Source organism: Brevibacillus sp. NSP2.1 (assembly GCF_000470975.2).
Classification (GTDB): Bacteria; Bacillota; Bacilli; order Brevibacillales; family Brevibacillaceae; genus Brevibacillus; species Brevibacillus agri.
Genome location: NZ_CP048274.1, coordinates 1,821,344 through 1,833,403, shown reverse-complemented (window position 1 = coordinate 1,833,403; position 12,060 = coordinate 1,821,344). Strand labels below are relative to the sequence as shown.

At 55.9% G+C, this 12,060-nt stretch carries 12 protein-coding genes; 7 read left to right on the top strand and 5 right to left on the bottom strand.

Annotation, left to right across the window (positions count from 1 at the left end; translation table 11 throughout):
• The first annotated feature begins 37 nt into the window (after positions 1–37).
• A complete protein-coding gene (locus tag M655_RS09055; RefSeq protein ID WP_026557492.1) occupies positions 38–2,521 on the top strand; it encodes a UvrD-helicase domain-containing protein in 2,484 nt (827 codons plus the stop codon).
• 149 nt (positions 2,522–2,670) lie between these two features.
• Here the strand turns inward: M655_RS09055 and fabI are convergent, their stop codons facing one another.
• From fabI to M655_RS09040, 3 genes are all read right to left on the bottom strand, one after another.
• Positions 2,671–3,444 carry an enoyl-ACP reductase FabI gene (gene fabI / locus M655_RS09050; RefSeq protein WP_005828227.1) on the bottom strand — a complete coding sequence of 258 codons (774 nt, stop codon included), beginning with the start codon at positions 3,442–3,444 and terminating at the stop codon, positions 2,671–2,673.
• Between the two features lie 119 nt (positions 3,445–3,563).
• Positions 3,564–3,716: a hypothetical protein gene (locus M655_RS09045; protein WP_005828225.1), complete on the bottom strand. Its 153-nt coding sequence runs from the start codon at positions 3,714–3,716 to the stop codon at positions 3,564–3,566.
• A gap of 68 nt (positions 3,717–3,784) precedes the next feature.
• A complete protein-coding gene (locus tag M655_RS09040) occupies positions 3,785–4,513 on the bottom strand; it encodes a ZIP family metal transporter (RefSeq protein ID WP_005828222.1) in 729 nt (242 codons plus the stop codon).
• A 256-nt stretch (positions 4,514–4,769) separates the two neighbouring features.
• Between M655_RS09040 and M655_RS09035 the strand changes: the two genes are divergently transcribed.
• Both M655_RS09035 and M655_RS09030 read left to right on the top strand, forming a co-directional pair.
• The gene (locus M655_RS09035; protein ID WP_026557493.1) at positions 4,770–5,387 is read left to right on the top strand and encodes a MerR family transcriptional regulator; all 618 of its coding nucleotides are present in this window, start codon (positions 4,770–4,772) and stop codon (positions 5,385–5,387) included.
• Between the two features lie 160 nt (positions 5,388–5,547).
• On the top strand, positions 5,548–6,636 hold the full coding sequence (locus M655_RS09030; RefSeq protein ID WP_005828218.1) for an HD-GYP domain-containing protein: 1,089 nt from the start codon (positions 5,548–5,550) through the stop codon (positions 6,634–6,636).
• Between the two features lie 66 nt (positions 6,637–6,702).
• Here the strand turns inward: M655_RS09030 and trpB are convergent, their stop codons facing one another.
• Together trpB and M655_RS09020 are read right to left on the bottom strand one after the other, a co-directional pair.
• Entirely contained in the window at positions 6,703–7,869 is a 1,167-nt protein-coding gene (gene trpB, locus M655_RS09025) for a tryptophan synthase subunit beta (protein WP_005828216.1), read from the bottom strand.
• 158 nt (positions 7,870–8,027) lie between these two features.
• Positions 8,028–8,732, bottom strand: coding sequence for a TerC family protein (locus M655_RS09020; RefSeq protein ID WP_051353912.1), 705 nt, complete (start codon positions 8,730–8,732; stop codon positions 8,028–8,030).
• Positions 8,733–8,831: 99 nt separating this feature from the next.
• On the opposite strand from M655_RS09020, the gene M655_RS09015 reads away from it, so the two are divergent.
• The 4 genes from M655_RS09015 to M655_RS09000 all read left to right on the top strand — a co-directional run bounded on the left by M655_RS09015 (position 8,832) and on the right by M655_RS09000 (position 12,000).
• Positions 8,832–9,353 (top strand): hypothetical protein, encoded by a 522-nt coding sequence (locus M655_RS09015; protein WP_005828212.1) that lies wholly within the window; start codon positions 8,832–8,834, stop codon positions 9,351–9,353.
• A gap of 170 nt (positions 9,354–9,523) precedes the next feature.
• Positions 9,524–10,948, top strand: coding sequence for an aminotransferase-like domain-containing protein (locus tag M655_RS09010; RefSeq protein ID WP_026557495.1), 1,425 nt, complete (start codon positions 9,524–9,526; stop codon positions 10,946–10,948).
• Positions 10,949–11,692 (top strand): AzlC family ABC transporter permease, encoded by a 744-nt coding sequence (locus M655_RS09005; RefSeq protein WP_026557496.1) that lies wholly within the window; start codon positions 10,949–10,951, stop codon positions 11,690–11,692.
• Positions 11,689–12,000, top strand: coding sequence for an AzlD domain-containing protein (locus tag M655_RS09000; protein ID WP_025845844.1), 312 nt, complete (start codon positions 11,689–11,691; stop codon positions 11,998–12,000). Before M655_RS09005 ends, M655_RS09000 begins: the two co-directional genes overlap by 4 nt.
• Positions 12,001–12,060 lie beyond the last annotated feature (60 nt).

The window sequence follows — 12,060 nt, the reverse complement described above, 5'->3', positions numbered from 1 at the left end:
GACTTTGACAAAGAAGCTGCTTTATCGAGGTGTCATCATGAACTATGCGTTACTAGACAACAAACCTATCCTGTTGCAGCCCGAGACTTACAACCGCATCCCGTACTGGCGCATGGCCGCCCGGCAGGACAAGGTTCGCTGTCCAGCCTGTACCGCCGCGCTGCGCCTGATTGCCGGAATCAGCTTTGAGCCGTACTTCGCGCATCCGGAGGGAGCCGTCTGCCCGCTTTTGGCGCAAGACAGCTCTGCTTCCATGGAGTGGCTGCAAGCTTTGGACGAGACTGCTGCGGCCGTTCTGCACCCGCTTGTGACTGGCGCAAGCCCTGGTGCTGCGACTGACGCTGCGCCCGCTCTCGCTGATGATCCGCATACGCGCGCGCCTGAGCACGCGGCTGCTGTCGACAGTTCGCTCGCCTTTTCGGATGCGGCCGTCCCGGCTCCGGCACAAACGCCAGACGAGCCTGCTGCCCGGGAAGAAGACACGGCGATGATCGGCTCTTTTCGCTTGCCGAAAAAAAGGGCGATTGGCAGCACGGTCACGCCTGCACCGCCTCCGCCAAAGCCTCCGGTCTTTCGCAAACGGTTTATGCCCAAAAAGACGATTGCGCATTTGGCCGAGCAGCAGTTGGACCAGCCGCTTCATCCTACCCAGCAGCAAGCCGTGCAAACGACTGACGGCCCGCTTTTGATCCTCGCCGGAGCCGGCAGCGGCAAGACGCGGGTCATGACGGCCCGCACCGCTCATCTCATCAAAGACTTGGGCGTGGAGCCAAAACGGATCATGGTCGTGACGTTTACGACCAAAGCAGCAGAGGAAATTCGCCAGCGCATCGCCCGGCAACTGCCGTCCGGCCAGGCTCGCGAGCTGATTGCCGGAACGTTCCACAGCATTTTTTACCGCATGCTGTTGCACCATCAGCCAAACGGCTGGGATCAGCAGCGGCTGCTGAAAAAGGACTGGCAAAAGTGGCGGCTGCTGCGCGAAACCGGAGCATTGCTCGGCCATGACGAGCTTATGGCGCTGAAAGAAACGGACATCACCGAAGCGCTCAGCATCGTCAGCCGTTGGAAAAACGAATACATTCTCCCGCAGGAAGCGGCTTTTCGCGAGGCGGCGACCGATGCGGAAAAACGGGCCGCCCAGCTTTACCCGCTCTACGAGGCCGCGAAAAAAAAGCACCAGTGGTTTGATTTTGACGACATGCTGCTCGGCTGCTACGAGCTGTTGCGCGATAACCGCGATCTGCTGCAACGCTACCAGGAGCGGATCACCCACGTCATGATCGACGAGTTTCAAGATATTAACCGCATCCAGTACGAAACGGTCAAGCTGCTCGCCGCACCGCAAAACAACCTGTGCGTCATCGGCGATGATGACCAGTCGATCTACGGCTTTCGCGGCAGTGACCCCCAGTACATATTGGGCTTCACCAAAGATTTTCCGCAAGCTTCCACGATTACGCTGGAAGTCAACTACCGCTCCCACTCCTCGATCGTCAGCCTCGGCTATTCGCTGATCGGCCACAACCGATCTCGCTGGGAAAAAGCGTGCCGGTCGTTCCATCGCGAAGAAGGCGACACGTTTTTGTTCGAACCGGACGACGAAGAAGAGCAGGCATCCCGAATCGTGGATGAAATCGTGCATCGGCGCGAGCAAGGAACGGCGTTCGGCGAGTGCGCGGTGCTGTACCGCACGAACGAGTCGGCCCGGCCGATCCTGGAGCGGCTGAGCGAGGCAGGCATTCCGTTTCACTACACGCAGGAGGAAGACTCGTTTTACCAGCGCCAGACTGTACGCTGGACGTTGCACTATTTGCGGCTGGCGCTCAATCCGGACGATACAGACGCGTTAAAAGAAATTTTGCCGACGCTCTACATCTCCGGCGATGCCTGGAATGCCGTGCGCAGCCAGGCGATTCTCGAGGACAAGCCGATTTTGCACATCCTCCCGCATCTGACCCAGCTCAAGCCCTACCAGCGCAAGCATATGCAAGCGATCAACGACATTCTCGCCGCCTGCAAAGACTGCCCTCCTGCCCAGGCGCTGGAGCTGATTTACGAGGACGGCAAGCTCCGCGAATATTTGAAAAAGCGGGCGCGTGACCGGGAAGATGGCCGGGAACGCTGGAGTGACGAGCTGCAGCAACTTCTCTCTGCCGCCAAGCGCCACGCGACGATCCGCGACTTTTTGGCCTACATCGAGCAGATGATTAGACAGGAAAAAGAGTGGCGCAATCTGCGGCCACTCCCGGATGAAGCTGTACACGTATTGAGTATTCATCGGGCAAAAGGGCTGGAGTACGATCACGTCTTTCTGCCTGATCTGGTCGAAGGCGCCCTGCCGCACGAGTACACGCTGGACGAGCTGCGCAAAGGCGGGTCGACAGCCCTGGAAGAAGAACGGCGTCTGCTATACGTGGCGATTACCCGGGCCCGCCGCAGCCTGTGTATCGGTATCCCCCGGGAGCGCTTCGGACGCAAGACCCGCCCCTCCCGTTTCATCAGCGAAATGGGCCGGTAAATACTGATAGCCGCCGCCCATGTAAATCAGAAACTCTTCCATGTTCGTAATCAATGGAAACATAAGCCAGGCTCCCTTCGTCGCATTTTGGTTAGTATGCGAGCAAAGGGAGCCTGTTATTCATTCGTATGGGCGCAAAACTTGGCCGCTTAGCCGCCGATGATGTTGTATCCGGCGTCTACGTGCAAAATCTCGCCCGTAATGCCTCTGGACAGGTTGCTGAACAGGAAGAGGGCTGTATCGCCTACTTCGGTCTGGTCAATCGTCCGGCGCAGCGGCGCTTTTTCTTCGATTTCTTTCAGAACCGCGTTGAAATTGCGGATGCCTTTTGCCGCCAGGGTGCGGATCGGACCTGCGGAAATCGCGTTGACGCGAATGTTTTCCTTGCCGAGATCGTTCGCGAGGTAGCGCACCGATGCGTCCAGCGCTGCTTTGGCTACGCCCATGACGTTGTAGTTTTGCACGACGCGCTCGCCGCCCAGGTAAGTCAAGGTCACGATGCTGCCGCCTTCTGTCATCAACGGACGAGCTGCGCGGGCAACCGCCACCAGCGAGAACGCGCTGATGTCTTGCGCAAGCGCGTAGCCGTCACGGGAAGTGTTGACAAATTCGCCTTCCAGCTCCTCGGTTTTGGCAAACGCGATGCAGTGCGCCAAGCCGTGAATGACGCCGACTTTTTCCCGAATCGTCGCAAACGCCGCTTCCACTTCTTCATCTTTGGTCACGTCGCAGTTGACCAAGAGCGATTCCTTGCCCAGTTTGGCGGACAGCTCTGCCACGTTTTCGCGCAGACGCTCTCCCTGATAGGTAAAAATCAGGTTCGCTCCTGCGTTGTGCAAAGATTGCGCAATTCCCCAAGCGATGCTGCGGTGGTTCGCTACACCCATGATTACGATATTTTTGCCTTGCAACAATGTATTCATTATGTATTCGCCCCTTCCCAAGCTATTCCCCGCCATTATAACCGATCTTGTCCTTCGTTACGAGAGGGGCGGAAGAAAAGAGCGCGAAACGCTTCGTTTCGACAGCGGCTTTTTGGCTGTTACTCGGCGGCTCCATCCTGTTCAGTCAGCGGCTTTGCAGAAGCAAACGTCCCCCACGTTTCGTCAAAAGGATTCAGCGACGTCCCCATGACCGGGAACTCCGTTACTCCCTGTGCGGCTTCGTCGAACTGGTTCAGATTGGGCTGGTTCATGCTCACAAGACTCCTTCCATCCTGCTGCGATTCCATTGTTTTCTTAGGCTGGCAAGGAGCGCCCCTGTTTATGCATGCAGATGATTGGCATGCATGTACGCCGACAGCACAATGTAGATCAGAACCGCGCCAAAAAAGTAGACGCCGTATTCCGCCCGCCTCGCCTGCACGATATACGGCACGAGGTGGCTTGCTGACACGTACAAAAAAATTCCCGTCGTCATCGCGAGCATCACGCTCGACCAGTCAGGCGGAAAAAACCGTTCGGCAAGCCCGAAGCTGCATGCCCCCACTATCGTGGCAATCCCGAGCGAAGTCGCGCCCCACAATGCTTTTTTCCGGGAGTTCGTCGCGGCGAGCATCAAGGAGGCTACCGTGACCCCATCCGGTATTTTATGCAAAAGCATCGCCAGCAGGACAGACATGCCGACCTCTGCGTCCACCTTCAAGCTCGCCACGAGCGACACCCCTTCGACAAAAGCGTGCAGCAAAAAGCCGCCCAGCACCCCGATCACGCCCGTCGAGCCGATTTCCCCTCCGGCCGCCTTTCCGAGCAGCTCCAGCGCGAACAACGCGGCAAAGCCTACGAGCACAAACGGCATCATCCGCGAGCTTTCCCCCTGGATGACGTGCGGCATCAAGTCCAGCATCGTAATCGCCAGCAACAATCCGGCCCCTGCGCTAATCATCGCGAACAGCGCTTTGCGCGACCAGGCGCGAAGACAGAGCAGAAGCCCGCCGATACAGCTCGCAAGCGCCGCAGCAAGCAAAACAAGCCAAAAGAAAGGTTGCATCATACGGTCCTCTCCTCATCCCGCATGAGTATGGGGACGTGTATTCCTTCCATATGTACGCGCCTGTCCGGGTCAATATGAGTGAGCCAGCCACAATTTGTCCGGCTCGTGACGGAATGACAAAAAACGGAGCACCTGTCCGAAACGGGCGAAATGCCACTACTTTTTAGAACCTTTGTCGATTCTCTCTTACCCGGAAAAAAATGGTGCTATAATGAGTCCACCGGGAATACCGAGGGGAAAAAAGGAGTGATTCGGGATGGATGTACAAGTTTGGATGGCTTCGAAAGAGGTAGCTGATCGCCTTGACGTACATGTTCGTACGCTGCGCAACTGGCTGGACTTGTTCGTACCCGCAAAGGAACGTCTGAAAAATCCGCAGGGTCACTATTTGATTAGCGAAGCGGGCTTTGCCCTCTTGAAAGAAGTGAAGGACCGCAAAGATAGCGGAAACAGCTCGCTCAAGGAAATTCAGCGACAGCTCATAGATGAAGGCCGTTTGTCGGAAGAAATGCTGACTGCCGAAGAGTACGCCAGTGCGGAAGAAACAGCCGTAGCCCTCAGTTCCGGAAGCAACCTGGAAGCAGGCGTGAAGGAAATGGAGCTGGCCGTTCACGAGACGCTGCTGAAGTTCCAGCAGGAGCTGGCCCAGCTTTCCTCGCTGAACAACATGCAATCGGCCATCCTGCAAAAAATCGCCGACATCGAAGAGATGCAGGAATCGCTGCGCCTGGAGATGCGCCGCGTCACCTTCGAGATGGATTTGATGCAGCAGCGACTGACCCGCCGCAAGGAACGGTACGCCCGCCACGAGCCACGCTGGTCGTTGAATCCGTTTCGCTGGTTTACCCGCTCCGACCGGGCGGCAGAACAGTGAGTTTGGCGAAAAAACGACAGAATGGGAAAAAACGACAATTTTAAGAAGTGACGGCAAGCAGTAGTGCCCTAGACTTTCCATATGATAGAATTGTACTAAGCGAACTGGCAGAATATCAGGACTCTTTACATTCTATCGACAAAGGACTGGGGCTTTCGTTGTGAGAAAATTGCATATTACTTCAGTGAAGCCAGGAGATGTTATTGCCAAAAGCATTTTTCAGGAAAACGGGAACGTCCTGCTCGGGATGGGCGTACAACTGACGGAACGCTACATCGAACGCCTCAAGCAATTAGGGATTGATACGCTCTACATTCAGGACAAGCGTACAGACGACATTATCCCGGAAGACGTCATTCGCGATGAGACGCGCAAACAGGCGGTCGATGCCGTGTACAAGAAGATGACCACCCTGATGGACCAGCCGCACATGAAACGCCGTACCTCTCTGCCTGATTTTGGAAGCGCTTTTCAAAAGGTGTTCAAAGAGATATTGCAAGACTTGAGCAGCAGAAAAGACGTGCTCGTCAATCTGTCCAATCTCCACGTAATGGACGGCTATTTTTTTCACCACGCCGTCAATGTCGCTGTGCTCGCAGGTGTGGTTGGCCTGGCAAAAGGCTACAACCAGCAACAGATGTTGGAGCTTGGCATCGGCGCCTTGCTGTTTGACATCGGAATGACCCAAGTGCCAAAAGAGCTGTGGAGCTTGCGCAAAGAGTTGACAGCCGAAGAGCGTCAGCGCCTGCAATACCACACCGAAGAAGGCTTCAACCTCCTGCGCAGCCAGCATAATATTTCCGTCGTTTCCGCGCACTGTGCGCTGCAGCATCACGAGCGCTACAACGGGACGGGCTATCCGCGGCAGCTCTGTGGCAAGGACATTCACGAATACGCGCGCATCGTCGCGATTGCGGACGTCTACGACGCGCTGATCTCGCCGCGCCCTTTTCGGCAAAGCTATTCCCCCTCGGATGCGACCGAGTATTTGTTTGCTTCGGGGAATACGTATTTTGATCTGGAGCTGCTCAAGCTGTTTTTGCAGCACGTCGCCATTTTCCCGATTTCCTCCACCGTTCAGCTCAGTTCGGGACATACGGGCGTCGTCTCGCGGGTCAATCCGCTCGCCGTCAACCGGCCGACGATACGCATCCTGACCAACGAGGACGGCTCCGAGGTCGCTGCGCCGTTTGAAATCAACCTGTACGACAAAGAATGGATGAGCGTCACGATTGTCAAAACATTGTAACAATTCCAGTCATAGAAACAGCAGCCACTCCGCTATCGGAAGGGCTGCTGTTGTTTGCGCTATTTTCTAGTCACGCAACAGGCGAAATACTTGCTCGACGTCTTTGTCGCCGCGACCGGACAGGTTGACGATCACAATCTGCTCCCGCGACAGCGTCGGGGCAAGCTTCAGCGCGTAGGCGATGGCATGGGCGCTTTCCAAGGCAGGGATGATTCCTTCCGTCCGGGACAGCTCCTGGAAAGCGGCGAGCACTTCTTCGTTCGTCACGGTGTAATATTCCGCCCGCCCACTCGTCTTGAGCTGGCTGTGCTCCGGCCCGATGCCCGGATAGTCCAGCCCGGCAGCAATCGAGTACGTTTTTTTCGGCTCTCCCTGTTCATCGAGCAGCACGAGGCATTTGAAGCCGTGAATGACAGCCGGAACCCCTTCGGTCAAGGTCGGGGCCTGGTCTGGCTCCACTCCGATCAAGCGCACGGAAGGCTCGTCAATGTAATGGGCAAAAGCACCGATCGCGTTGCTTCCGCCCCCTACGGCAGCGATGACGGCATCAGGCAACCGCCCTTCCTTCTCCAAAATTTGGCGCTTCGACTCCTCGCTGATGATCGCCTGGAAGTGCTTGACCATCGTCGGGAACGGATGCGGCCCTACAGCAGAGCCTAGCAAGTAAAACGTGTTTTGGTAGTTTTGCACCAAATCGTTCAGCGCTTCGTCTACCGCGTCTTTCAATCGGCCCTGCCCTTTGGACACAGGCACTACTTTTGCCCCTAACAACTCCATCCGGAACACGTTCAGCGACTGGCGCTTCGTATCTTCCTCGCCCATGTAGATGATGCATTCCATGCCAAACATCGCGCACGCTGTCGCCGTCGCCACGCCGTGCTGCCCCGCTCCCGTCTCGGCAATGATCCGGTGGGCGCCCATGCGCTTGGCGAGCAAAATTTGCCCGATGACGTTGTTGATTTTATGGGCACCTGTATGGTTCAAGTCTTCACGTTTCAAGTAAATTTTCGCGCCGCCCAGCTTGTCCGTCAAATGGCGGGCATACGTCAACGGATTTTCCCGTCCGACGTACTCCTTCAAATAATACCGGAACTCTTCGTTGAACTCGGGATCGTCCTTGTACGTCTCAAACTGCTCTGCCAAGTAATCCAATACTTCCTGCAGCTCTGGGGGAACAAAGCTCCCGCCGAATTCACCGAAATATCCCTTTTTGGTCTGCTCTGTCAAAGACATGCTCATCTCTCCTCAGCTATTACTGGACTCTTCTAATTTTTTCAATCATATAAGATAAAAAGAGCGTTTGTCAACGAATGTAAAGTTTATTCTGAAACTTCTTTGTTTACTGGACAGAAACGGGCAAAACGCTTTCCCGCTCCCGCCCAGGCGGCTTGTCATCGCGCCTTTGCATGCGAACGCTGCCAGTACCCGAGCAGCAAAACTGCGCCCACCAACACGACCTTAAACAGCACCACCAGCCATGGCACCGGAACGATCCATTCGCGGACCGCTTCCTCTGTGAAAATCATGTTGGCTGCAGCGAGGGCAAGCACTCCAGCCCCGACATAGACGAGCCAGGCGAACCGTTCCATGACGCGCAAAATCAACTGGCTGCCAAATACCATCAAGGGCACGCTAATCAGCAGCCCGATGACGATGAGGATGATATTCCCTTGCGCCGCTCCTGCGATGGCGAGAACGTTGTCCAGCCCCATCATGACGTCGGCCACGACGATCGTTTTCACCGCCTGCACGATATCCTCGCTCGCGTCAATGTCCTCCTGCCCGTCCTCCTCCCGCAGCAGCCTGTAACTGATCCACAGCAAAATCAGCCCGCCGATCAGGTACAAGTACGGGATTTTCAGCAAGTACACCGCGAGGATCGTAGCGATGACCCGGACGATTACGGCGAGCATCGTCCCCCAGATGATCGCCTTTTTTTGCTGCGCGACAGGCAGCTTGCGGCAGGCAATGGCGATGACGACGGCATTGTCTCCGCTCAGGACGATATTGATTGTAATAATGAGCAAAAGCGAAGAGTAAAAACCAGGCTCGAACAATGAATTTCCCTCCGTTTCCTTTTGCGTAAAATCTGTCATTTTTACGGTCACAAGCAAAAACAGCCGGTTCTCCCGCCGTGTCCGGGCTTGTTGTCACTGGGCGATTTCAGTATGATGGTAACGAGGAGGGTTGTCGAAATGTCGAAACAATTCGTTATTGAAGCGATCATGTTGGCTATCTACGGGGAGTTGATGGTCCCATCGCAACCGGTAGAATACCTGATACCCGCGTCGACAATCTATGAATTGGACGAATTTATCCAGAGTCCTGAACCAATCATGCCCTACTCCGGCGACGATCAGTACGTGCGTCGGGTCATGAAGGAAATGAGCCAGTTTTTTGCCGATCCATTCAATCGCAAGCGACTGGAAAAAGGACTGATTGCCCCCTGGTCCAAAGTTCCGTTCACCTTTCCGAACGGCGTCACGCTGACGGTCATCAAGGTGGAGGACAACGCCATGTGGGGAGAAATTTTTGATCCCGTCGAGACGCAGCTTCTGCTGACGTCCGTACGTTTTGAAGTCCCGCTGCTCACAGACCAGCCCGATTTTCAGGATCGGATTTTGGAATATATCGTACCTGTTCAATTTTACGATGTGGATGATTTCGATTTCGCCCTGGAGCAAGGCATCTCGCTCAACGACCTGCGCGAGCCGTAAAAGTTGCGAAAGCATGCCCGCAAAAAACAGACGAACAGACTGACGAGCCTGTGCTTGTTGGTCTGTTCGTTTTCTATTATGGCTTTTTATCCGAAGAAAATTGGCTCTTTTATTCTCATTTTTTTATGCGTATAGTGAGACAAAAGAAAGGGAACAAAGGAGCCGTTTTTATGGGGAGAACTCCGATTTACACCCGCGTTTACAACCAGCTCAGGTACCAAATTTTGAGCGGCGAGCTGCCAATTGGCTCCCATTTGCCGCCGGAGCGAAAGCTCGCTGCCAGGCTCGGCGTCAGCCGCAATACCGTCGTCAGGGCGTATGCCGAGCTGGAGGTGGAAGGCTTCATCGCCGGAAAAATGGGCAGCGGCCGCTACGTCGAGGCTCTCCCGCCTGCCCCGGCCTTGAGCAGAATCCACTGGAGCAGCCAGCACAACTACACGCATCTGCACGCCGCGCCGCCTCATATGGCTGAACTGCTGGCGATTACGGATACGTACCCGGACACGATCAACTTCGCGCATGGCGACGGAGGCAAGCATACGCTCGTCACTTCCGGCTTTCCCGCTTATGTCAAAAGCGCCGCCGACCAGATCAACTCCTACTTTTTCACATCGGTCCAGGGCTTTCCCCTGCTGCGCGAGCAACTCGTCCGCTGGATGGGCTTCGAACAAGTTTCTTCGCCCGAGCAAGCTTGCGTGACTAGCGGCTCGCAGGAAGGGCTGTACCTCATCACGTCCATGCTCGCCAGGCCCGGAGACTGCATCGTCACGGAAATGCCAACGTACTTCGGCTCGTTGCAGCTTTTTCAGTCGCTGGGCATCCAGGTGATTCCCGTTCCGCTCGATCAGGAGGGCATGAAGACGGATATTTTGGAAGGCATTCTTGGCCGCTACCGCCCGCGCTTCATCTACACAGTCCCGACGTTTCACAACCCGACTGGCTACACGCTTTCCCTGGTGCGCCGCAAACATCTTCTGTCGCTGTCCGAGCACTACGGCATCCCGGTCGTGGAGGACGACGCCTACCGCCACTTGCATCTGGACACACCGCCGCCGCCAGCCCTCAAGGCACTGGACCAAGCCGGCCACGTCATTTATTTAAACACGCTGTCCAAGCTATTGTTCCCCGGGCTGCGCATCGGCTGGATCGCCGCCAATCAGCATTTTATCCAGCTTGTAAGTAGGCTCAAGGAGCTGTCCATCTCTACCAACATGCTGGGACAGATCGCTCTTGCCAACTACTTGAAAGCCGATGCGCTCACGCCTCATCTCGCTCGTTCACGCAACTTGTACCGGCAGCAGGCCGAAGTGATGGAAGCCCATCTACAGCCGCTGACAGCACTCGGTCTGCAATATGAAAAAGCAGCGGGCGGCTTTTACTTCTGGGTCTCGCTTCCGGAAGGCGTCGAAGCGCGCAAGCTGATGCAAACGTGCAGGCAAAAAGGCGTGTCGTTCACGTGCGGGGACATGTTTTTGCTGCGCCATGCCGAGCAGCCCTACATCCGTCTCTGCTTCACCCACGAGCCGCCGAGCCAGATCGAGCGGGGAATGTCGATCATCAGCGAAATTCTCACGCGTCAAAAGGAGGAAGCGTAAATGAAGCTGTCCAAACATTCAGCCAGCTTGTTTCGGCAGGGAGCCTGGGACGCGCTGCCGCTTGCGGCCAGCTACATTTTGTCGGCCATCATTTTCGGGATGATGGCGCTTGCCGCTGGCTTGACCGTCTGGGAGAGCGTGGCGATGTCGCTGTTCATCTACACGGGAGCGGCCCAGTTCAGCGCGGTCGGGATGATTGCGGAGCATACAGGCATGTGGGCGATCCTTCTCACGACGTTCCTGTTGAACACGCGCCATTTTTTGATGGGACTGTCGGTATCTCCGTACTACCAGCGCTTGCCGCTTGCCCACGTGAACGTCCTGGCCTTTTTTATGACCGATGAACAATATGCCGTCTCACTGAATCGGTTTCGCCATCATCAGAGCGAGGCGGCTTATTTGTACGGGGTCAGCCTGACTTTGCACGCTTGCTGGGTGTTGGGCACGTGGGCAGGCAGCCTCGCCGGAGAGTGGATTCCTGATCCGGGGGCGCTTGGCCTTGGGTTCAGCTATATCGCGATGTTCATCGCCTTGTCCTATTTTCAGCTCACCTCGCTTTCGCGCATCCTCACGTTTCTTTTGTGCGGAGGGCTGGCCGTCGGCGTCGCCTTGCTTTTGCCAAACGGGCTGCATCTGCTCGTAGCGGGACTGGTCGCCTTTTGCATCGGATTCGCCTTGCCTGCCAAGGAAAAAGCCGCTTCATCGCCACAAGCCGAATCGGCACAGGGGGTCGAGACTGCATGAATCTGTTCTGGCTGTTTGTCCTCATGAGTATCGCCACGTACTTCTCCCGCCGCGCTTTCATGCGCCTGCCCAGCCACTGGATGTCGCCACGGCTGAAAAGCGGGCTGAGCTACATTCCGGTAGGGATTTTCGCAGCGCTCATTTTCCCGGCGCTGTTCGTGCAAAACCAGTCGCTCGTCTTCCAGCCGATATTCTTCGTCGCCGGGATCGCCTGCCTCATCGTCATGCTGCTCAGCAAAAACGCCTTTCTCAGCTTTGGCGTCAGCATGGCGATTGTCGTGATCGCCTCGCTGCAGCTCCTGCCCTAACCTGGCGGAAAAAATGCCGCCGCAGAGGTTTGTCCATGGTACAATGTGGGTAAAGACATA